A 20,932-nucleotide genomic window follows, 5' to 3' on the forward strand; every position below is an offset into this window, starting at 1 on the left:
GGCCATGCTCGCCCACACCTTCCTCGCAGCGACGAGCGCGCGAGCAGCAGAAAAGGGGGATCCGCCGGTGAGGATGCCGTGGTCATCGAGCTCACAGTGGCGGAAGTGCGGCGACTCCTGGCAGCTCACACACCCCGAGACCTTCACACCCGCACCCACACGTTGAGCTGGTCGCACTGGCGCCGACGACGCCAAGCGGTGGCCCGCCGCTGCCACTACCGCCGCCGTGGGCACTCCTTCGAGGGGCATGCGGGCAGAAGCCGTCCGTGACGGCATCCTGCCCGCTACACTCCCACCGCTCGACGTTTCCCCAGGTCAAGCCACGAAGTACTGCTGGAGTACTAGCCGTATAGGACGTGGCGACCCATGCTTCTGAACGACACCGCGCTGATCTTCGGGCGCTACGCACGCCAGACCCTGCGTTCCCCCGTCGCGATGCTTTTCGGCGTTCTGACACCGCTGCTCTATCTACTCTTCTTCGGCCCGCTCCTGACCGGTCTTCCACTCGGCGTCCAGGGCACCTCCTGGCAGGTCCTGGTCCCCGGGCTGCTGCTCCAACTCGGCATGTTCGGAGCCGCGTTCGCCGGCTTCACGATCATCGTCGAGAAGAACCTGGGCGTCCTGGAGCGGATGCGGGTCACCCCGGCGAGCCGCCTCGCGCTGCTGCTCGGCCGCATCCTGCGTGACACCGCCGTCCTCGTCCTCCAGGGGGTGCTGCTCGTCCTGGCCGCGCTCGCGACGGGCCTGCGCGCGCCGCTCGCCGGCATCCTGATCGGCTTCGCGTTCGTCGCCCTGCTGGCGCTCTCGCTCGCCTCGCTCTCCTAGGCCCTCGCCCTGCGGGTCCGCACACCCCCAGGAGTTCGGACCCACCGTCAACGCGCTCACCATGCCCTCGATGCTGCTGTCCGGCCTGATGCTGCCGATGACGCTGGCCCCCGGCTGGCTGGACACCCTCTCGCACCTCATGCCGCTGCGCTATCTGGTGGACGCGATGAGGGACGCCTACACCGGCTCGTACGCCACCGCGCACATGCTGTACGGCGTGCTGACGGCCCTCGCCCTCACCGCACTCGCCGTGACAGTGGGCACACGGGCGTTCCGCGGGGCCGGGGCGTAACTAGGCTGGACCCATGGTCAATCTGACGCGTATCTACACCAGGACCGGCGACCAGGGCACGACCGCCCTCGGGGACATGAGCAGGGTCGCCAAGACCGACCTGCGGATCTCGGCGTACGCCGACGCCAACGAGGCGAACGCGGTGATCGGTACGGCGATCGCGCTGGGCGGCCTGGAGGCCGAGGTCGTCCAGGTCCTCACCCGCGTCCAGAACGACCTGTTCGACGTGGGCGCCGATCTGTCGACACCGGTGGTGGAGGACCCGAAGTTCCCGCCGCTGCGGGTCGAGCAGTTCTACATCGACAAGCTGGAGGCGGACTGCGACCTGTTCAACGAGCGGCTGGAGAAGCTCCGCTCCTTCATCCTGCCCGGCGGCACCGCGGGCGCCGCGCTCCTGCACCAGGCGTGCACGGTCGTGCGCCGGGCCGAGCGTTCGACCTGGGCGGCGCTCGAGGTCCACGGCGAGGCGATGAACCCGCTCACCGCCACCTACCTCAACCGGCTCTCGGACCTCCTGTTCATCCTGGCGCGCACGGCGAACAAGGATGTCGGCGACGTGCTGTGGGTCCCGGGCGGGGAGCGCTGAGCGACTCCTCGGCAGCCACGCCGGACCGGACACGGGTGCCCGTGCCGGACTCGAAGGTCACTTCGGGTCCGGCACGGGCACCCTTTTTTCGCCCTCTCCATCGGGCCCCGGCCGACCGCACGGAGAGACGAGAAGGCCCACGTCAGCCGCCTGCCGCACAGTCAGGACCACCCGATCGGCACCAATCGGCTTTCACCGCAACGGAGTTGGGGAGGTCACGCGACATCGGGACAGTGGTCCAGACCTATTGACCTATGGTCCAGACCTTCCTATTCTCACGGGCATCGTGGGCGTGAAGGCTCAGTTACGCCCCTCCCCTCCCCAACTCCCCCTGAGGAGACGCGGAATGCGCTTCAGACAACGAGCGACGGCCGGGCTCGCCACCCTGCTGCTTCCCCTGGCCGGCCTGGTCGGCCTGGCGAGTCCCGCCCATGCGGCCGACAGCGCCACCGCCACGTACGCGAAGACCCAGGACTGGGGTACGGGCTTCGAAGGCAAGTGGACCGTCAAGAACACCGGTACCACCGCGATCAGTTCGTGGACGATCCAGTGGGACTTCCCCTCCGGCACCTCCGTCACCTCGGCCTGGGACGCGGACGTCACCAGCTCGGGCAACCACTGGACCGCCAAGAACAAGTCCTACAACGGCAGCCTGGCCGCCGGCGCCTCCGTGTCCTTCGGGTTCAACGGCGCGGGCTCCGGTTCCCCCTCCAACTGCACGCTGAACGGCGGCAGTTGCGACGGTGGCACCACCGTCCCCGGTGACAGCACGCCCTCCGCGCCCGGCACCCCCACCGCCTCCTCGATCACCGACACCTCGGCGAAGCTCTCCTGGAGCGCGGCCACCGACGACAAGGGCGTCAAGAACTACGACGTCCTGCGGGGCGGCACCAAGGTCGCGACCGTGACGACGACCTCGTACACGGACACCGGCCTCACCGCCGGCACCGACTACTCCTACACCGTCCAGGCCCGTGACACCGCCGACCAGACCGGACCGGTCAGCGGAGCGGTCGCGGTCCACACCACCGGCGGCACCACCGACCCGCCGCCCAGCGGCAAGACCGTCAAGCTCGGCTACTTCACCGAGTGGGGCATCTACGGCCGCAACTACAACGTCAAGAACCTGGTGACGTCGGGCTCGGCCGCCAAGATCACGCACATCAACTACGCCTTCGGCAACGTCACCAACGGCCAGTGCGCGATCGGCGACTCCTACGCCGACTACGACAAGGCCTTCACCGCCGACCAGTCGGTCAGCGGCGTCGCCGACACGTGGGACCAGCCGCTGCGCGGCAACTTCAACCAGCTCCGTGAGCTGAAGGCCAAGTACCCGAACATCAAGATCCTCTGGTCCTTCGGCGGCTGGACCTGGTCCGGCGGCTTCGCCCAGGCGGCCGCCAACCCGGCCGCGTTCGCGAACTCCTGCTACAACCTCGTGAAGGACCCGCGCTGGGCCGATGTCTTCGACGGCATCGACATCGACTGGGAGTACCCGAACGCCTGTGGTCTGTCCTGCGACACCAGCGGCGCCGCGGCCTACAAGAACCTGATGCAGGCCCTGCGCGCCAAGTTCGGCACCGGCAACCTGGTCACCGCGGCCACCACGGCCGACGGCACCAACGGCGGCAAGATCGACGCCGCCGACTACGCGGGCGCCTCGCAGTACGTCGACTGGTACAACGTGATGTCGTACGACTTCTTCGGCGCGTTCGCCGCACAGGGCCCGACCGCCCCGCACTCCCCGCTCACCTCGTACAGCGGCATCCCGACGCCCGGTTTCGACACGGCCGACGCGATCGCCAAGTTCAAGTCGAAGGGCGTGCCCGCGAGCAAGCTGCTCATCGGCATCGGCTTCTACGGCCGCGGCTGGACCGGGGTCACCCAGGCCGCGCCCGGCGGCACGGCGACCGGCCCGGCCGCCGGTACGTACGAGCAGGGCATCGAGGACTACAAGGTCCTCAAGACCTCCTGCCCCGCCACCGGCACCATCGCCGGCACGGCCTACGCCTACTGCGGCAACAACTGGTGGTCCTACGACACCCCGGCCACCATCGGAACGAAGATGTCGTGGGCCAAGAGCCAGGGTCTGGGTGGCGCCTTCTTCTGGGAGTTCAGCGGGGACACCAGCAACGGTGAACTCGTCGGCGCTCTCAGCAACGGCCTGAGCTAGTCACTTCCCACCCCGGCGCGACAAAAGCCGCGGGCAGACCTCCGGGTCTGTCCGCGGCTCGCTTTTCACCCCCGGGAAGCCCGGGACGGGTTGGGTCAGGTCAGGTCAGGCGACGTTCACCCTTCCCCAACCGCTCCGCGGCCGGGGGGACCCCCATCCAACGGGGCCCTGAACGTCGCTACGCGACGTTCACCCGTTGCCCGGGCGGGGCGGCCTCCAGCCAGGCGAGGAATCCCGTGAGCGCGTCCTCGCTCATCGCCAGTTCGAGACGCGTTCCGCGGTGGATACAGGCCAGGATGATCGCGTCGGAGAGCAGCGCGAGCTCCTCCTCGCCCTCGGCGGCGCGGCGGCCGGCCACCTCGATCGCCGAGCGTTCGAGGCCGCGGCGCGGGCGGGGGGCGTACGAGAAGACGCGGTACCACTCGATCCGGTCGCCGTTGTAGCGGGCCACTCCGTAGCTCCAGCCCTTGCCGCTGGGGTCACCCTTCTCGGGTACGTCCCAGCGCAGGCTGCAGTCGAACGTTCCGCCGGAACGCTGGATCAGCCGGCGGCGGAGGCCGAAGACGAACAGCCCCACCACCACGAGCGCCACTACCACTCCGCACACAGTCAGAGCGAGGACCATCGACACCGACCTCCTCGTCTCCTAGGTAACGGAAAAGAAAAAACGTCCGGATTTGCCTCAGCCGCGGCCAGGGCCGGAGTGATCCGGTCCCAGCCGCGGCTGAGTCAAAGCCTTGCACAGTGCTCCCCCGGCGCCTGACGGGCCGGGGTCGCACCGATGGTCAGTGGTTCGCCACCGCACGCAGACGGACGTCCGCGCGGCGCTCGGCGGACGCGTCGGCGTCCGACTTCGCGCGCTCGAGCGCCCGCTCAGCACGCTGGACGTCGATCTCGTCCGACAGCTCGGCGATCTCGGCCAGCAGCGACAGCTTGTTGTCGGCGAATGAGATGAAACCGCCGTGCACCGCGGCGATGACCGTTCCACCATCACTCGTACGGATGGTCACCGGGCCCGACTCCAGCACACCGAGAAGCGGCTGGTGACCGGGCATGACGCCGATGTCGCCGGACGTGGTGCGCGCGACGACCAGGGTGGCCTCGCCGGACCAGACACTGCGGTCCGCGGCGACGAGCTCGACGTGCAGCTCAGCAGCCAAGGTGGGCTCCTCGGGTCACCACCCGGCGTTGCTGCCGGGTGTTGGGTCAAAGTCTAGTAGGCGTACGGAGGGGGAAGGACCGCACCCCGCGAGGTGCGGTCCCACCCCTCACTCAGAACACGAGGTTCAGGAGACGCCGAGCTCCTTGGCGTTGGCCTTGAGGTCCTCAATGCCACCGCACAGGAAGAACGCCTGCTCCGGGAAGTGGTCGTACTCACCGTCGATGATCGCGTTGAAGGCCGCGATCGACTCGTCCAGCGGGACGTCCGACCCGTCGACGCCGGTGAACTGCTTGGCGACGTGGGTGTTCTGGGACAGGAAGCGCTCCACGCGACGGGCACGGTGGACGGTGAGCTTGTCCTCCTCGCCCAGCTCGTCGATACCGAGGATCGCGATGATGTCCTGAAGGTCCTTGTACTTCTGAAGAACCGACTTGACGCGCATCGCGGCCGCGTAGTGGTCCGCCGCGATGTAGCGGGGGTCCAGGATGCGGGACGTGGAGTCCAGCGGGTCCACGGCCGGGTAGATGCCCTTCTCGGAGATCGGACGGGAGAGAACCGTCGTCGCGTCGAGGTGGGCGAACGTGGTGGCCGGGGCCGGGTCGGTCAGGTCGTCCGCGGGGACGTAGATCGCCTGCATCGAGGTGATCGAGTGACCACGGGTCGAGGTGATGCGCTCCTGGAGGAGACCCATCTCGTCGGCCAGGTTCGGCTGGTAACCCACCGCGGAGGGCATACGGCCGAGCAGGGTCGAGACCTCGGAACCGGCCTGCGTGAAGCGGAAGATGTTGTCCACGAAGAACAGCACGTCCTGCTTCTGCACATCGCGGAAGTACTCCGCCATGGTCAGACCCGCGAGGGCCACGCGCAGACGGGTGCCCGGGGGCTCGTCCATCTGGCCGAAGACAAGGGCGGTCTTGTCGATGACGCCCGACTCCGCCATCTCCTCGATGAGGTCGTTGCCCTCACGCGTGCGCTCGCCGACACCGGCGAACACGGAGACACCGTCGTGGTTGTTGGCGACGCGGTAGATCATCTCCTGGATGAGCACCGTCTTGCCGACGCCGGCGCCACCGAACAGACCGATCTTTCCACCCTTGACGTACGGGGTGAGAAGGTCGATGACCTTGACGCCGGTCTCGAACATCTCGGTCTTCGACTCGAGCTCGTCGAAGCGCGGGGCCTTGCGGTGGATGGACCAGCGCTCGCCCGAGTACTTCTCGTCGGAGTTCAGCACCTCACCGAGGGTGTTGAACACCTTGCCCTTGGTGAAGTCGCCGACCGGGACGGTGATGCCCGCGCCCGTGTCGGTGACCGCGGCCTGGCGGACCAGACCGTCGGTCGGCTGCATGGAGATCGTACGGACCATGCCGTCACCCAGGTGCTGGGCGACTTCCAGGGTCAGCGTCTTCTTCTCGCCGGCGTTGGCCGGGTCGGCCACCTCGACGTGAAGGGCGTTGTACATGTCCGGCATCGCGTCGACGGGGAACTCCACGTCGACGACCGGGCCGATGACCCGGGCGACGCGGCCCGTGGCAACGGCCGTCTCAGAAGTCGTCGTCATTACTTGTCACTCCCCGCGGTCGCGTCGGCAAGGGCTGCGGAGCCGCCGACGATCTCGCTGATTTCCTGGGTGATTTCGGCCTGGCGGGCCGCATTGGCAAGGCGGGAGAGCGAAGTGATCAGGTCTCCCGCGTTGTCGGTCGCCGACTTCATCGCGCGGCGCGTGGCGGCGTGCTTGGAGGCAGCCGACTGGAGCAGCGCGTTGTAGATACGGCTTTCGACGTAGCGCGGCAGCAGGGCGTCAAGGACGTCCTCCGCCGACGGCTCGAACTCGTACAGCGGAAGGATCTCGCCCTCGGGCGCCTCCTCCGCGACCTCTTCGAGGCGAAGCGGAAGCAGCCGGCCGTCGACGGCCGTCTGCGTCATCATCGAGACGAACTCGGTGTAGACGATGTGGAGTTCGTCCACGCCGCCATCCGCCGTCTCGTTCTCGATGGCCTCGATGAGCGGACCCGCTACCTTCTTCGCGTCCGCGTAGGTGGGCTCGTCGGTGAAGCCCGACCACGACTCCACGACCTTGCGCTCGCGGAAGTTGTAGTGGGCCAGACCGCGGCGGCCGACGATGTACGTGTCGACCTTCTTGCCCTCGGCCTCGAGACGGGCGGTCAGCTGCTCCGCCGCCTTGATGGCGTTGGAGTTGAAGGCGCCGGCCAGACCGCGGTCGCTCGTGAGGAGCAGCACCGCGGAACGGCTCGCCGTCTCCGCCTCCGTCGTCAGCGGATGCTTGGTGTTCGAGCCGGTGCCGACCGCCGTGACCGCGCGGGTGAGCTCGGTCGCGTACGGCGTGGAGGCCGCCACCTTGCGCTGCGCCTTGACGACGCGCGAGGCGGCGATCATCTCCATCGCCTTGGTGATCTTCTTGGTCGCGGTGACGGATCGGATGCGACGCTTGTAGACCCGGAGCTGGGCTCCCATGAGTCAGGTCCCTTCCTTACGTCACTTGGCGGCGGCCGGAGCGTCCTCGCCGAGAAGCTTCCCGTCCGAGGTCTCGAACTGCTTCTTGAAGTCCGCGATGCCGTCCGCGATGGCGGTGAGGGTGTCGTCCGACATCTTGCCGCCCTCCTTGATGGAGGTCATGAGGCCCTGCTCCTTACGGTGCAGGTACTCCAGGAGCTCCTTCTCGAAGCGGCGGATGTCGGCGACCGGCACGTCGTCCATCTTGCCGGTGGTCGCGGACCACACGGAGACGACCTGGTCCTCGGTCGACATCGGCTGGTACTGAGCCTGCTTGAGCAGCTCGACCAGACGCTGACCGCGCTCCAGCTGCGACTTCGACGCGGCGTCCAGGTCGGAACCGAAGGCGGCGAACGCCTCCAGCTCGCGGTACTGGGCCAGGTCGAGGCGAAGACGGCCGGAGACCTGCTTCATCGCCTTGTGCTGGGCGGAGCCACCGACGCGGGAGACCGAGATACCGACGTTCAGGGCCGGACGCTGGCCGGCGTTGAACAGGTCGGACTCGAGGAAGCACTGGCCGTCGGTGATGGAGATGACGTTGGTCGGGATGAACGCCGACACGTCGTTCGCCTTGGTCTCGACGATCGGCAGACCCGTCATCGAACCGGCGCCCATCTCGTCGGAGAGCTTCGCGCAGCGCTCCAGCAGACGGGAGTGCAGGTAGAAGACGTCACCGGGGTAGGCCTCGCGCCCCGGCGGACGGCGGAGCAGCAGGGACACGGCGCGGTAGGCGTCGGCCTGCTTCGAGAGGTCGTCGAAGATGATGAGGACGTGCTTGCCCTCGTACATCCACTGCTGGCCGATGGCCGAACCGGTGTACGGCGCAAGGTACTTGAAGCCGGCCGGGTCGGACGCCGGGGCGGCGACGATGGTCGTGTACTCCAGCGCGCCGGCCTCTTCGAGGGCGCCACGCACGGAGGCGATGGTCGAACCCTTCTGACCGATGGCGACGTAGATGCAGCGGACCTGCTTCTTCGTGTCGCCCGAGCGCCAGTTGTCGCGCTGGTTGATGATCGTGTCGACGGCCAGCGCGGTCTTGCCGGTCTGACGGTCGCCGATGACCAGCTGACGCTGGCCGCGGCCGATCGGGGTCATCGCGTCGACGGCCTTGTAGCCCGTCTCCATCGGCTCGTGGACCGACTTGCGGACCATGACGCCCGGGGCCTGCAGCTCGAGGGCGCGGCGGCCGGACGTCTCGATGTCGCCGAGGCCGTCGATCGGGTTGCCGAGCGGGTCGACCACGCGGCCGAGGTAGCCCTCGCCCACGGCGACGGACAGCACCTCACCGGTGCGCTGCACCGGCTGGCCCTCTTCGATACCGCTGAACTCGCCGAGGACGACCGCACCGATCTCGCGCTCTTCCAGGTTCAGCGCGAGGCCGAGGGTTCCGTCCTCGAACTTAAGCAGCTCGTTCGCCATGGCCGAGGGAAGACCCTCGATCTTGGCAATACCGTCGCCGGCGACGGTGACCGTACCGACCTCCTCGCGCGAGGCCGCGTCCGGCTGGTACGACTGGACAAAGTTCTCCAGTGCGTCCCGGATCTCCTCCGGCCGGATCGTGAGCTCCGCCATCTGGGTTCCCTGCTCTCCTTGTTGGGCCCGAAGTTTCACTTTGGGGGGATGGGGACTCCCCCCGATGAGAGGTGAATCCTCTGCACGGCCCAACCAGGGCCGTAATTGCCTACTGCTGTGTGGTTACTAGCTCGCCATGCGGCGGGCGGCGTCCTCGAGACGGTCCGCGATGGAGCCGTTGATGACCTCGTCGCCGACCTGCACCCGGATCCCGCCGAGGACATCGGGGTCCACGTCGAGGTTGAGGTGCATCGGGCGGCCGTAGAGCTTGGCCAGAGAGGCGCCGAGGCGCTGCTTCTGCCCGTCGCTCAGCGGCACCGCCGAGGTGACCACGGCGACCATGCGGTCGCGTCGCTCGGCGGCGAGCCTGGACAGGGACTCGAGTCCCGCTTCCAGGCTACGTCCGCGGGGCGCGGTCACAAGGCGCGTCACCAGACGCTCGGTGCTCACGTCGGCCCGGCCGCCGAGCAGGCTGCTCAGCAGCTCGCTCTTGGCCGCCGTGGTGGCGGCCCGGTCGGTCAGCGCGGCGCGCAGCTCGGTGTTCGAGGCGACGATCCGGCCGAAGCGGAACAGCTCGTCCTCGACGTCGTCGAGCGCGCCCGTCCGCTGCGCCGCCGTGAGGTCGGCGGTGGCGGCGAGCTCCTCGAGGGCGTCCACCAGGTCGCGGGGCTGCGACCAGCGGGAACGCACCATGCCGGACACCAGGTCGGCGGCGCTGCCGCCCACCTGGCCACCGAGCAGGCGCTGGACCAGCTCGGCCTTGGCCTCGCCGGGCTGCGCCGGGTCGGTGAGGACCCGACGCAGCGACACCTCGCGGTGGAGCAGCGCGGTGACCGCGGCCAGCTCGTCGGCGAGCTGTGCCGCGTCCACGGACGTCGAGTCCGTCAGCGCGTCGAGACGCTCACGTGCGGCTGCGGTTGCCTCGCGGCTCGCTCCGTGTGCAGTCATCGAGCCGCCTCGGCCTTCTCCTCAAGCTCGGAGAGGAAACGGTCGATGACGCGGCTCTGGCGGGCGTGGTCCTCGAGGGACTCGCCGACGAGCTTGCCGGCCAGGTCGGTGGCCAGGTGGCCGACGTCCTGACGCAGCGACTGAGAGGCGGCCTTGCGGTCGGCCTCGATCTGCGTGTGGCCGGCGGCGACGATCTCGTCGCGCTGCCGCTGGCCTTCCGCGCGCATCTCGGCGATGAGCGTGGCGCCCTGCTCCTGTGCGTCCTGACGCAGGCGCGCGGCCTCGTGACGGGCCTCGGCGAGCTGAGCCTTGTACTGCTCAAGAACGCTCTGGGCCTCGGTCTGCGCGGCCTCGGCCTTTTCGATACCGCCCTCGATGGCCTCGCGGCGCTGCTCCAGAACCTTGTTGATGTTCGGGAGAAGCTTCCAGGCCAGGAAGCCGAAGACGATGACGAAGGCGAGCAGGCCGATGACAAGCTCGGGGATCGGCGGGATGAGAGGGTTTTCCTTCTCGGCCGCCAGAATGAGCATGTGGCTCATGTCAGTGCCTTTCGTCTAGTGGGCTGTCGCTGATCGGGTGGATCAGGTGCCGTAGACGAACGGCATGACCAGACCGATGAGGGCGAGCGCCTCACAGAAGGCGAAGCCGAGGATCTGGTTGGCGCGGATCAGACCGGCGGCCTCAGGCTGACGAGCGAGCGCCTGGGTGCCGTTACCGAAGATGATGCCGACGCCGACGCCGGGGCCGATGGCCGCGAGGCCGTAACCGATCGAGCCGAGCGAGCCGGAGACAGCGGCAAGGGTCTGCATGCCAGTTATTCCTTTTCTTTACGGACCGGTGGGGGTTGGCCACCGGACGACTGGGGGTCGTGAGGACGGACGCTCAGTGGTTCTCGGCCAGCGCGCCCTGGATGAAAGTGCAGGTCAGCAGCACGAAGACGTACGCCTGCAGGGCCTGGATGAACAGCTCGAAGGCCGTCATGACGATGACCATGATGAACGAGACACCCGAGTAGGCGATGCCCCAGCCGTTGAGCAGGTACCAGGTGGCGATCGTGAACAGCAGCAGCAGGGTGTGACCGGCGAACATGTTCGCGAAGAGTCGCACCGCGTGCGTGAACGGCCGGACGATCAGGTTCGAGAGCAGCTCGATGAACATGGCGAGCGGCAGAACCGCGCCCAGCGACTTGTCGTAGCCGCTGAAGTTCTTGAACGCTCCGACGAATCCGTGGCGCTTGAACGTCAGGGACACCCAGACGATGTAGACGATGCCGGCCAGTACCGCGGGGTACGAAATGATCGCCGTCACCGGGAACTGGGCGACCGGAATGATCGACCAGAGGTTCATCATCCAGATGAAGAAGAACAGCGAGACGACCAGCGGTACGTACTTCTCGCCTTCCTTCTTGCCGATCGTCTCGTAGACGACACCGCGGCGGATGAAGTCGTAGCCGGTCTCGGCCACCATCTGCAGCTTGCCCGGGACGACCTTCGGCTTGCGGAAGGCGGCCCAGAAGAAGGCGACGACGACGAGCGAGCCGAGCAGCGCCAGGAGCATCGTCTTGTTGAAGTACACGTCCCCGCTGCCCAACAGGGGCTTGAACAGGAACGAGTGCAGGCCGGGTGCCGGGAAGCCACAACCGTTGTTCTCGAAGATGTGGCAGTCGGTCTCGAAAGCGAGCACCTGCGTCGGGTCAGCACTCACCGCGGGCTCCTTCAGCGTGGCGCATAGGTACGGCAACCTCGTTGTGTCGGCGCGGCGCGCAGCCGCGGTTCGGCACTGGACTGGTGTTACGGATGTGGGGGCGGCAGTGGGGCATCAAGCCTCGCGATCGAACAGGCGTCAGCTCGGATGCCCGCGCCCGCGATGCCGCAGTTGGCACCGGACGATAGCAGGATCTCCTACGTGCACTTATCCCGGCCCTACCCCTCACGACGAGTGCCCCTTCTTTTCGGGCTTTTCGCCCTTCGAGGAGTCGGGTTCGACGTAGAGGATCTTGGCCTTCATATGGGCACGCGCCTGTGCGCCGATCCACACGAGGGTGGTGACGACCAGGGTGAGCGCGAAGGACTTGGGATTGAACAGCGATGTGTTCTTGAACGCGGCGACAAAGATGAAGAGCAGAAGAATTTGCGCCGTGTAGAGCAAGAGGCCCATCGCCTGGAACAAGTGCGGAAGCGATTTGGCAGTGCGTTGCAGAACGTAGAGGCCCAGCCCCATGAACAGAACCACTACCAGCGTCGCGACGATCGCCCCGAGCGCTCCCTTGCCGCCGGCGACCGCGCCGCTGACGACGGCGGCAATCGCGCCGACGGCAGCCGTGGGTACAGCGGCCTGAAGGAGGATCCGGGCGTCATTGGACGGCATGGCGGCAACTCCGCTTGCTAAGGGGGGCGTGTCGTCATGGACGAGCGTAGTCCCGGGCTGAGAGAGAACCTCACGCCAAAGGACCGTCGTACAGGGGTCCTTCGGCTCTGCCCTGGGTTCTCGTGAACCGTATCACAAACTATTTGATGAGGTCTTTACCTGGTTGGTGTGCCGACTGTCACACATGAGAGTGAAGCTGCGCGTCTGCGCATTGCAAGCGCCCGTTTGTCTGGTATTGGACGGATTCGCTACCCCACGATTTGGTCACGCGTTAGTCAGATTCTTACCTTCGGCCTCAGCGCGAGGACTCGGCCTCACGTCGGTCCAGGAGTCGCGGACGGGTACCGATCGCCGTCGCTCCATTGACGCCCGCGACTCCCGCGGCCGCCGGAGCACGGTGCTCACGGGCCTCGTCCGGCTCGCCCGCGGGCGCGGCCTCGTGAGTCACGGGGGCACCGTCCAGGGCGGCCGCAGCGGCGGCCCTGCGGCGGCGGTAGCGCGGCGGCAGCAGGTGCTCGGCCCAGCGCGGGGCACGCGGTGTGAAGCGCGGCAGCAGGAGCAGCACGAGACCGACCGCGCTGAGCGCCGCGATGACGAGCACGCTCCACATGGCCCCGGAGTTGACCGAGTACGCGAGGGCGCCGAAGGAGATCAGCGCCGACCAGAAGTACATGATCAGGACGGCGCGGCTGTGCGAGTGGCCGACCTCGAGGAGGCGGTGGTGCAGATGCCCGCGGTCGGCGGCGAACGGCGACTGCCCGCGCCAGGTGCGGCGCACGATGGCGAGCACGAGGTCGGCGGCCGGGATCGCGATGATCGTCAGCGGCAGCAGCAGCGGGATGAACACCGGCACCGTCTGGTGCACGGTGTTGCGCTCGGAACCGGAGAACAGGTTCATCACGTCGGGGTCGATCTGCCCGGTGATGGAGATGGCGCCCGCGGCCAGCACCAGCCCGATGAGCATCGAGCCGGAGTCGCCCATGAAGATCCGCGCGGGGTGCATGTTGTGCGGCAGGAAGCCCAGGCACATGCCCATCAGGATCGCCGCGAACAGCGTCGCCGGGGCGGCGGCCTCGATGCCGTACGAGTACCAGATGCGGTAGGCGTACAGGAAGAACGCGGCGGACGCGATGCACACCATGCCGGCGGCGAGTCCGTCGAGACCGTCCACGAAGTTGACCGCGTTGATGGTGATGACGACGAGCGCCACCGTCAGGAGCGTGCCCTGCCACTGGGTCAGCGCGACCAGGCCGACCCCCGGGATCGGCAGCCACAGGATCGTCAGACCCTGCATGACCATCACGCCGGCGGCGATCATCTGGCCGCCCAGCTTGATCAGGGCGTCGATCTCGAACTTGTCGTCCAGCACGCCGATCAGCCAGATCAGCGCGGCTCCGGAGAGCAGGGCGCGTGGTTCGTTGGAGTTCGAGAAGACCGCGTTGAGGTTCTTCAGGTGGTCGGCGACCAGCAGACCGGCGCAGAGCCCGAAGAACATCGCGATGCCGCCGAGCCTCGGCGTGGGTTCACGGTGCACGTCACGCGCCCGGATTTCCGGCATGGCTCCGGCCACGATCGCGAATTTCCGTACCGGCCCTGTCAGCAGATACGTCACCGCGGCCGTGATGCAGAGCGTCAGCAGGTATTCACGCACGGGCTTCCCCACAGGTCTCGCTGGCCATCACCGCCCCACACCCTAGCGATGCACGCATATGGTTGAGGACTTTCGGGTAGCGACGATGGTTGCACGTGTGGCTGTGCGGTCAGGTACGCGTACCCCCGGTCAGTCCGGATAAGGCGGAAATCTACCCGTCAATTCACGGACCTCGCCCCGTGCCGTCCGGCCGTCTATCTCGTCCCGCAGCACCCCCGCGAACAGGGCCGCGACCCTTGCCATCTCCGGCTCGCACATCCCCTGGGTGGTCAGCGCGGCGGTGCCGAGCCGCAGGCCGCGGGTGTCGCCGTGAGGCAGCGCACAGGTGTCGAGGACCATACCGGCCGCGGCCAGCCGGCCGCGCGCCGCGCGTCCCTCGACGCCGAGCGGCGCCGGATCCGCGACCAGCAGATGGGTGTCGGTGCCGCCCGTGGTGACCACGAGCCCCTCCGCCTCGAGACCCGCGGCCAGTACCCGCGCGTTGGCGGTCACCTGATGGACGTACGCCGTGAAGGCCGGGGTCGCCGCCTCGCCGAACGCGACGGCCCTGGCCGCGATGGTGTTCATCTGCGCGCCGCCCTGGGTGAACGGGAAGACGGCCCGGTCGACCCGCTCGGCCAGTTCGGCGCCGCACAGGAGCATGCCGCCGCGCGGCCCCCGCAACACCTTGTGCGTGGTGGCGCACACGACATCGGCGTACGGCACCGGGTTCGGCGCCGCTCCCCCGGCGACGAGCCCGATGGGGTGGGCGGCGTCCGCGATGAGATAGGCGCCGACCTCGTCGGCGATCTCCCGGAACAACTCGTAGTCGATGTGCCGGGGATACGAGATCGACCCGCAGACGACGGCCTTGGGACGTCGGGAGCGGGCCAGGGCGCGCACCTGCTCGTAGTCGATCAGTCCCGACTCCGCCCCGACGCCGTAGCCGACGAAGTCGAACCAGCGGCCGGAGAAGTTCGCGGGCGACCCGTGGGTGAGATGGCCGCCGAAGGGCAGGCCCATCGCCAGAACGGTGTCACCGGGGCGCAGCAGGGCGGCGTACGCGGCCAGGACGGCCGAACTCCCGGAGTGGGACTGGACGTTGGCGTGATCGGCGCCGAAGAGGGCCTTGGCGCGGTCGACGGCGATCCGCTCGGCGACGTCGACGAAGTCGCAGCCGCCGTGGTGCCGGGCCCCGGGATACCCCTCCGCGTACTTGTTCGCCAGCGGCGAGCCGAGCGCGGCCAGCACGGCCGGTGACGTGAAGTTCTCGGCCGCGATCAGCTGGAGCGTGGTCGACTGCCGGTCCAGCTCACCGTTGAGGATCTCGGCGAGCTCGGGGTCCTGGCGGCTCAGTACATCCGCTTCGGGCATGGTGGCGACCGGCATGGTGGACTCCGGACATCTGCGGAGGGACGCTTACGTCCAATGTAGAACCGCGGCCGGTGGGACGCCCGGTGTCACGTCCGCGCGGGTACCCCCGTCAGAGCGGTGACCACCGGATCCAGTGCCTCGTTGATCTCGTCGCCGATGGACCGGAAGAACGGCAGGGGCGCCCCGTAGGGGTCGAACACCTCGTCGGCCTCCGCGGTCGGGGCCAGCAGCCAGCCGCGCAGCGCCGCGGCGGCTCGCACCAGGGCGACGGCGCGCTCGATCACCCCGTCCTGGAGGGGCGGCAGGGTCGCGGTGTCTATGGCACGGACCAGCCGGGTGAACTCCTTCAGCGTGAAGGTGCGCAGACCGGCGGAGTGGCCCATGGAGATGACCTGGGCGCGGTGGTCGCGGGTGGCCGTCAGGACCAGGTCGGCGCGGATGACGTGGTCGTCGAGGAGCTCGCGCCCGACGAAGCCGGAGGGGTCCGCGCCGAAGTCGGTCAGGACGGTCGCGGCGTTGGCCTCCATGGGCGCGCCCTCATGGCCCCAGGTGCCGGCGCTCTCCACGATGAGACCGCCCCACAGGGGGTCGCCCAGCCGGTCCGCCAGGGCATGCCGGGTCAGCCGCTCGGTGATCGGCGAGCGGCACACGTTGCCGGTGCTGACGTGGAGGATGCGGAAGGACCCACTCGGGGATCCGCCGGTCCCGGTGATCCCCGTGCCTATGCCACGCATGGGGGTGCCCCCTGCTCGAGCGGAGCGGGGAGCCCGGGGGACGCGGGGGCTGTCAATTCGCCACCTCGAGGTCGGGTACGACCTTACGGAGCTCCTCCGCCGACAGTGCGCCCGCGCGCAGCAGGACGGGCACCTTGCCGGTGACGTCGACGATCGAGGAGGGCACGTTGCCGGGGGTCGGGCCGCCGTCCAGGTAGACCGAGACGGAGTCGCCGAGCATGTTCTGGGCGGCGTCGCAGTCCTCGGGAGCGGGGTGACCGGTGAGGTTGGCGGAGGAGACGGCCATCGGGCCGACCTCCGTCAGGAGCTCGATGGCGACGGGGTGCAGCGGCATACGGACGGCCACCGTGCCCCGGGTGTCGCCGAGGTCCCACTGGAGCGAGGGCTGGTGCTTGGCGACGAGGGTCAGGGCACCCGGCCAGAACGCGTCGACGAGCTCCCAGGCCATCTCGGAGAAGTCCGTGACGAGGCCGTGCAGCGTGTTCGGGGAGCCGATGAGGACGGGGGTGGGCATGTTGCGGCCCCGGCCCTTGGCGTCGAGCAGGTCGGCGACGGCCTCCGAGGTGAAGGCGTCGGCGCCGATGCCGTAGACGGTGTCGGTGGGGAGGACCACCAGTTCGCCACGGCGGACGGCGGACGCCGCCTCACGCAGACCTGTGGTGCGGTCGGTCGCGTCGTTGGTGTCGTATCGCCGTGCCATTTAGCGGGCCTCCTCATACACGTACTGCTGGCTGGGGGTGCGAAGAAACGCGGTGCGGGCGGACGCGGTGCGCGGGCGCGCGACGGCGCCGCGCGCCGGGACCACGTGGGCCGCGCTCACGGCATCGCCTTGCGGGCCGTCGCGAACCGCGGCCGGTTGTTGAGGTCCGGGTGGTCGGCCGCGTCGGCCCAGCCCCGCTCCTCGGTGAAGATCCAGGGCACCTGTCCGCCCTGGGTGTCGGCGTGCTCGATGACGACGACGCCGCCGGGGCGCAGCAGCCGGTGCGCGGTGCGCTCGATGCCGCGGATGAGGTCGAGTCCGTCCTCGCCGGAGAAGAGGGCGAGCTCGGGGTCGTGGTCCCGGGCCTCCGGCTGCACGTACTCCCATTCGGTGAGCGGGATGTACGGAGGGTTGGAGATCACCAGGTCCACCTGGCCGTCGAGGTCGGGGAACGACGTGAGGGCGTCTCCCTGGCGCAGGTCGACCCTGGACCCCTCGACGTTCTTGCGCGTCCACCGCAGGGCGTCCTCGGACAGCTCCACGGCGTGCACACGCGAGCGCGGGACCTCCTGCGCGAGGGCGAGGGCGATGGCGCCGGAGCCGGTGCACAGATCGACGATCAGCGGTTCGACGACATCCATCGCACGGACCGCGTCTATGGCCCAGCCGACGACCGACTCGGTCTCCGGGCGGGGCACGAACACGCCGGGCCCCACCTGGAGTTCGAGATAGCGGAAGTAGGCGCGCCCGGTGATGTGCTGGAGCGGCTCCCGGGCCTCGCGGCGCGCGGTCACCTCCCAGTAGCGGGCGTCGAAGTCCGCGTCCTTGACGCTGTGCAGCTCGCCCCGCTTCACGCCGTGCACGAAGGCGGCGAGCTCCTCCGCGTCGTTGCGCGGCGAGGGCACGCCGGCGTCGGCCAGCCGCTGGGTGGCCTGGGCCACTTCCGCGAGCAGCACGCTGCGGGGGTTCGGGGGTCGCCCCCCAAAATGTTGCTGCACGCTGGTCCTCCGGGCTGAGCTGTTGTCGTGTGTGCGGCGGCGAGCTGTTGTAGTGCGTTACGCGGCGGCGAGCTTGGCTGCCGAGTCCGCGTCGACGCAGGCCTGGATCATCGTGTCGAGGTCGCCGTCGAGGACCTGGTCCAAGTTGTACGCCTTGAAGCCGACGCGGTGGTCCGAGATGCGATTCTCCGGGAAGTTGTACGTACGGATCTTCTCGGAGCGGTCGACGGTGCGGACCTGGCTGCGGCGAACGTCCGAGGCCTCCCGTTCGGCTTCCTCCTGCGCCGCCGCGAGGAGCCTGGAGCGCAGGATACGCATCGCCTGCTCCTTGTTCTGCAGCTGGCTCTTCTCGTTCTGGCAGGAAGCGACGACTCCGGTGGGAATGTGCGTGATGCGCACCGCGGAGTCGGTCGTGTTGACGGACTGGCCGCCGGGGCCCGAGGAGCGGTAGACGTCGATACGGAGATCGTTCGCGAGGATCTCGACCTCGACCTCCTCGGCCTCGGGCGTGACGAGGACACCGGCGGCCGAGGTGTGGATCCGGCCCTGCGACTCGGTGGAGGGCACGCGCTGCACACGGTGCACACCGCCCTCGTACTTCAGGCGGGCCCAGACGCCCTGGCCGGGCTCGGTGGCACCCTGGCCGCCCTTGGTCTTCACCGCGACCTGGACGTCCTTGTAGCCGCCGAGCTCGGACTCGGTGGCGTCGATGATCTCGGTCTTCCAGCCCACGCGCTCGGCGTAGCGCAGGTACATGCGCAGGAGGTCACCGGCGAACAGGGCGGACTCGTCGCCGCCGGCGCCCGCCTTGATCTCCAGGATGACGTCCTTGTCGTCGCTCGGGTCGCGCGGGACCAGCAGCAGGCGGAGCTTCTCCGTGAGCTCCTCGCGCTGCTTCTCCAGGTCCTTGACCTCGGCGGCGAAGTCGGGGTCGTCGGCGGCGAACTCCTTGGCCGTGCCGATGTCGTCCCCGGTCTGCTTCCAGGAGCGGTACGTCGCGACGATCGGGGTCAGCTCGGCGTAGCGCTTGTTGAGCTTGCGCGCGTTGGCCTGGTCGGCGTGGACCGACGGGTCAGCGAGCTTCTTCTCCAGATCGGCGTGCTCGCCGATCAGTTCCTCGACCGCCTCGAACATCTCCGGCTCCAATGGACTGTCCCCGGCTGCGTGAGGTGCTCGGGGACGTAGGTACGGCGTGGGGTTCCCCTGCTCGACGAACGCGTCGAGAGCCCGGGGAGGGGGCTGGACCGCAAAGCGCCGGTCCCGGGGTCCCCGTGCGGGGGACTCCGAAGACCGGCGCTGTGGGCTCGCTACTTGCTGGCAGCGGCAGCCTTGCCGAAGCGGGCCTCGAAGCGGGCCACACGGCCACCGGTGTCGAGGATCTTCTGCTTGCCCGTGTAGAACGGGTGGCACTCGGAGCAGACCTCGGCACGGACGGTGCCGCTCGAGATCGTGCTGCGGGTGGTGAACGACGCGCCACAGGTACAGCTGACCTGCGTCTCGACGTACTCGGGGTGGATGTCGCGCTTCAAGGTGTCTCCTAGTTTCGGGAGGGCACCGGGTCGCCGCCGCTGGATGCGGATGCGTGAACCGGGGCCGACGTACCAGTCTGCCAGGACTGGCCGCATCCCCCAAAACGGGGGGACGCGGCGATCTATTCCCAGGCGGCCCGAGCACGGGTCGCGGAGGCCTTGGCGCGGGTCGGGGGAGGCCCGAGCGCAGGTCAGCCGGAGGCCCGAGCGCGGGTCGGCGGAAGCCCGGGCGCAGGTCAGCCGGCGGCCCGGGCGCGGATCAGCCGGAGCTTACGACGCCCTTCGCGGTGCCGGTGGCGGTTCCCTCGGTGGCCGCCTTCGGGATCGGCCGGTCGGCCTTGAGCGCCTTCCAGACCAGCTCCGCCTTGGCCTTGTCGACCAGGACGCGGTTGCCGTCGGAGGGGTCGTACTCGACGGGCATCGTCACCATCTTCATGTGGGACGAGCCGATGCCCTTGAGGCCGCCCGCGAAGGAGGCGAGGTCGGCGACGCTGCCGATGTCGGAGTCGGTGGTCACCGTCTTGGTCGCGGTGTCGGCGAGGTCGTACAGCTTTTTCGGGTTGGACAGGAGCCCGACGTGCTTGACCTGGTCGACCAGCGCCTTCATGAACGCCTGCTGGAGCTGGATGCGGCCGAGGTCGGAGCCGTCCCCGACGCCGTGCCGGGTGCGGACCAGGCCGAGCGCCTGCTTGCCGTTCAGGCTGTGCGACCCGGCTGCGAGATGCAGATGGCTCTCGTGGTCCGAGATGGCCTTGGTCGTGGTGACCGTGACGCCGCCGAGGTCGTCGACGAGCTTCTGGAAGCCGCTGAAGTCGATCTCGATGTAGTGGTCCATGCGGATGCCGGTCATGGACTCGACGGTCTTCACCGCGCAGGCGGCGCCGCCGGTGGAGTAGGCGGAGTTGAACATGGCGCTGGAGACCGCGCCGTGGACCGTGCCCTTGGAGTCGGTGCAGGAGGGCCGCCGGACGAGGGTGTCACGGGGGACGGAGACCACGCTGGCCCGCTTGTGGCCCTTGTACACGTGGACGATCATCGCGGTGTCGGAGCGGGCGCTGCCGTCGTCGCTGCCGCCGCCCAGCTTCTTGTTGGTCCCGGAGCGGGTGTCCGAGCCGAGGACCAGGATGTTCTCCGAGCCGTTGTCGACCTTGATGGGCCGGTCGCTGCCGAGCGCCTGGTTGATGTCGACGCTCTTGAGATTGCCGTTGAGCTTGAAGAACAGGTACCCGGCTCCGGCGCCACCGAGCGCCACGACACCCGCCGCGGTCCAGGCCGTGATCATCAGAGCCCTGCTCCGCGTGCTGCGGGTCTTGCGTCGGCCGCCCTTGGGGCGGCGCGGGGTGCTGTTGCCCGGGTCGCCCGGTATGGCGGGCTCCGGCGTGCTCTCGGCAGGCATATGGCTCCTCGGTTCCTCTGCGGTCGGTTACCCCCTGCTTTCAGGGCCAGGCCCATCTGGTCGTGACGAGGCGTACCGCTCCATGGTCACTCCGTACGGTCAGACGGGGAAACTCGGGAAAGGGTTGCACGA

Annotated in this window: 20 protein-coding genes and 1 pseudogene; 3 read left to right on the forward strand and 18 right to left on the reverse strand. The window is 68.6% G+C overall.

What is annotated here, in order from left to right:
* Nucleotides 1-366 precede the first annotated feature (366 nt).
* From ABZV42_RS18195 to ABZV42_RS18205, 3 genes and pseudogenes are all read left to right on the forward strand, one after another.
* Nucleotides 367-1,117, forward strand: a pseudogene (locus tag ABZV42_RS18195) (ABC transporter permease).
* A 13-nt stretch (nt 1,118-1,130) separates the two neighbouring features.
* Nucleotides 1,131-1,703 (forward strand): cob(I)yrinic acid a,c-diamide adenosyltransferase, encoded by a 573-nt coding sequence (locus ABZV42_RS18200; RefSeq protein WP_355981574.1) that lies wholly within the window; start codon nt 1,131-1,133, stop codon nt 1,701-1,703.
* A gap of 346 nt (nt 1,704-2,049) precedes the next feature.
* Entirely contained in the window at nt 2,050-3,876 is a 1,827-nt protein-coding gene (locus ABZV42_RS18205) for a glycoside hydrolase family 18 chitinase (protein WP_356052660.1), read from the forward strand.
* Nucleotides 3,877-4,054: 178 nt separating this feature from the next.
* Here the strand turns inward: ABZV42_RS18205 and ABZV42_RS18210 are convergent, their stop codons facing one another.
* The 18 genes from ABZV42_RS18210 to ABZV42_RS18295 all read right to left on the reverse strand — a co-directional run bounded on the left by ABZV42_RS18210 (nt 4,055) and on the right by ABZV42_RS18295 (nt 20,800).
* Nucleotides 4,055-4,501 carry a DUF2550 domain-containing protein gene (locus ABZV42_RS18210; protein ID WP_355981568.1) on the reverse strand — a complete coding sequence of 149 codons (447 nt, stop codon included), beginning with the start codon at nt 4,499-4,501 and terminating at the stop codon, nt 4,055-4,057.
* A 160-nt stretch (nt 4,502-4,661) separates the two neighbouring features.
* Entirely contained in the window at nt 4,662-5,036 is a 375-nt protein-coding gene (locus tag ABZV42_RS18215) for a F0F1 ATP synthase subunit epsilon (RefSeq protein WP_328553380.1), read from the reverse strand.
* Nucleotides 5,037-5,162: 126 nt separating this feature from the next.
* Nucleotides 5,163-6,599, reverse strand: a complete 1,437-nt coding sequence (gene atpD / locus ABZV42_RS18220; protein WP_355981565.1) for a F0F1 ATP synthase subunit beta — start codon at nt 6,597-6,599, stop codon at nt 5,163-5,165.
* Complete coding sequence (locus ABZV42_RS18225) at nt 6,599-7,513, reverse strand: F0F1 ATP synthase subunit gamma (protein WP_355981562.1); 915 nt, start codon at nt 7,511-7,513, stop codon at nt 6,599-6,601. Before ABZV42_RS18225 ends, atpD begins: the two co-directional genes overlap by 1 nt.
* A gap of 21 nt (nt 7,514-7,534) precedes the next feature.
* A complete protein-coding gene (atpA, locus tag ABZV42_RS18230; RefSeq protein WP_355981559.1) occupies nt 7,535-9,124 on the reverse strand; it encodes a F0F1 ATP synthase subunit alpha in 1,590 nt (529 codons plus the stop codon).
* Nucleotides 9,125-9,250: 126 nt separating this feature from the next.
* Complete coding sequence (locus tag ABZV42_RS18235) at nt 9,251-10,072, reverse strand: F0F1 ATP synthase subunit delta (protein WP_356052662.1); 822 nt, start codon at nt 10,070-10,072, stop codon at nt 9,251-9,253.
* On the reverse strand, nt 10,069-10,611 hold the full coding sequence (locus tag ABZV42_RS18240) for a F0F1 ATP synthase subunit B (RefSeq protein WP_355981553.1): 543 nt from the start codon (nt 10,609-10,611) through the stop codon (nt 10,069-10,071). The genes ABZV42_RS18235 and ABZV42_RS18240 overlap by 4 nt, the downstream gene beginning before the upstream one ends.
* Nucleotides 10,612-10,653: 42 nt before the next feature.
* Nucleotides 10,654-10,890, reverse strand: a complete 237-nt coding sequence (locus ABZV42_RS18245) for a F0F1 ATP synthase subunit C (RefSeq protein WP_261707225.1) — start codon at nt 10,888-10,890, stop codon at nt 10,654-10,656.
* Nucleotides 10,891-10,954: 64 nt separating this feature from the next.
* The gene (atpB, locus tag ABZV42_RS18250) at nt 10,955-11,791 is read right to left on the reverse strand and encodes a F0F1 ATP synthase subunit A (RefSeq protein ID WP_355981735.1); all 837 of its coding nucleotides are present in this window, start codon (nt 11,789-11,791) and stop codon (nt 10,955-10,957) included.
* 210 nt (nt 11,792-12,001) lie between these two features.
* Entirely contained in the window at nt 12,002-12,439 is a 438-nt protein-coding gene (locus ABZV42_RS18255) for a hypothetical protein (RefSeq protein ID WP_355981550.1), read from the reverse strand.
* 295 nt (nt 12,440-12,734) lie between these two features.
* Complete coding sequence (locus ABZV42_RS18260; RefSeq protein ID WP_356052664.1) at nt 12,735-14,090, reverse strand: MraY family glycosyltransferase; 1,356 nt, start codon at nt 14,088-14,090, stop codon at nt 12,735-12,737.
* A 129-nt stretch (nt 14,091-14,219) separates the two neighbouring features.
* Nucleotides 14,220-15,458, reverse strand: coding sequence for a serine hydroxymethyltransferase (gene glyA / locus ABZV42_RS18265; protein WP_356052666.1), 1,239 nt, complete (start codon nt 15,456-15,458; stop codon nt 14,220-14,222).
* A 71-nt stretch (nt 15,459-15,529) separates the two neighbouring features.
* The gene (locus ABZV42_RS18270) at nt 15,530-16,177 is read right to left on the reverse strand and encodes a protein-tyrosine-phosphatase (protein ID WP_355981542.1); all 648 of its coding nucleotides are present in this window, start codon (nt 16,175-16,177) and stop codon (nt 15,530-15,532) included.
* Between the two features lie 52 nt (nt 16,178-16,229).
* Nucleotides 16,230-16,877, reverse strand: a complete 648-nt coding sequence (locus tag ABZV42_RS18275) for an L-threonylcarbamoyladenylate synthase (protein ID WP_328553390.1) — start codon at nt 16,875-16,877, stop codon at nt 16,230-16,232.
* A 116-nt stretch (nt 16,878-16,993) separates the two neighbouring features.
* Nucleotides 16,994-17,833, reverse strand: a complete 840-nt coding sequence (gene prmC, locus ABZV42_RS18280) for a peptide chain release factor N(5)-glutamine methyltransferase (RefSeq protein WP_355981540.1) — start codon at nt 17,831-17,833, stop codon at nt 16,994-16,996.
* 99 nt (nt 17,834-17,932) lie between these two features.
* A complete protein-coding gene (prfA, locus tag ABZV42_RS18285) occupies nt 17,933-19,009 on the reverse strand; it encodes a peptide chain release factor 1 (protein WP_355981537.1) in 1,077 nt (358 codons plus the stop codon).
* Nucleotides 19,010-19,182: 173 nt separating this feature from the next.
* The gene (rpmE, locus tag ABZV42_RS18290) at nt 19,183-19,404 is read right to left on the reverse strand and encodes a 50S ribosomal protein L31 (protein ID WP_328553393.1); all 222 of its coding nucleotides are present in this window, start codon (nt 19,402-19,404) and stop codon (nt 19,183-19,185) included.
* Nucleotides 19,405-19,663: 259 nt separating this feature from the next.
* Nucleotides 19,664-20,800, reverse strand: coding sequence for an LCP family protein (locus ABZV42_RS18295; RefSeq protein ID WP_355981533.1), 1,137 nt, complete (start codon nt 20,798-20,800; stop codon nt 19,664-19,666).
* Between the last annotated feature and the right edge of the window lie 132 nt (nt 20,801-20,932).

Origin of the sequence: Streptomyces sp. NPDC005281 (assembly GCF_040607495.1) — a bacterium.
Lineage (GTDB): Bacteria > Actinomycetota > Actinomycetes > Streptomycetales > Streptomycetaceae > Streptomyces.

Excerpts from the sequence above, each read along its gene's own strand:
- glyA (WP_356052666.1), bottom strand. The coding sequence starts at position 15,458 with ATGCCGGTCGCCACCATGCCCGAAGCGGATGTACTGAGCCGCCAGGAC.
- ABZV42_RS18225 (WP_355981562.1), bottom strand. The coding sequence starts at position 7,513 with ATGGGAGCCCAGCTCCGGGTCTACAAGCGTCGCATCCGATCCGTCACC.
- ABZV42_RS18270 (WP_355981542.1), bottom strand. The coding sequence starts at position 16,177 with ATGCGTGGCATAGGCACGGGGATCACCGGGACCGGCGGATCCCCGAGT.
- ABZV42_RS18295 (WP_355981533.1), bottom strand. The coding sequence starts at position 20,800 with ATGCCTGCCGAGAGCACGCCGGAGCCCGCCATACCGGGCGACCCGGGC.
- ABZV42_RS18255 (WP_355981550.1), bottom strand. The coding sequence starts at position 12,439 with ATGCCGTCCAATGACGCCCGGATCCTCCTTCAGGCCGCTGTACCCACG.
- atpD (WP_355981565.1), bottom strand. The coding sequence starts at position 6,599 with ATGACGACGACTTCTGAGACGGCCGTTGCCACGGGCCGCGTCGCCCGG.
- ABZV42_RS18210 (WP_355981568.1), bottom strand. The coding sequence starts at position 4,501 with ATGGTCCTCGCTCTGACTGTGTGCGGAGTGGTAGTGGCGCTCGTGGTG.
- ABZV42_RS18200 (WP_355981574.1), top strand. The coding sequence starts at position 1,131 with ATGGTCAATCTGACGCGTATCTACACCAGGACCGGCGACCAGGGCACG.
- ABZV42_RS18275 (WP_328553390.1), bottom strand. The coding sequence starts at position 16,877 with ATGGCACGGCGATACGACACCAACGACGCGACCGACCGCACCACAGGT.
- prfA (WP_355981537.1), bottom strand. The coding sequence starts at position 19,009 with ATGTTCGAGGCGGTCGAGGAACTGATCGGCGAGCACGCCGATCTGGAG.
- atpA (WP_355981559.1), bottom strand. The coding sequence starts at position 9,124 with ATGGCGGAGCTCACGATCCGGCCGGAGGAGATCCGGGACGCACTGGAG.
- ABZV42_RS18240 (WP_355981553.1), bottom strand. The coding sequence starts at position 10,611 with ATGAGCCACATGCTCATTCTGGCGGCCGAGAAGGAAAACCCTCTCATC.
- ABZV42_RS18205 (WP_356052660.1), top strand. The coding sequence starts at position 2,050 with ATGCGCTTCAGACAACGAGCGACGGCCGGGCTCGCCACCCTGCTGCTT.
- ABZV42_RS18235 (WP_356052662.1), bottom strand. The coding sequence starts at position 10,072 with ATGACTGCACACGGAGCGAGCCGCGAGGCAACCGCAGCCGCACGTGAG.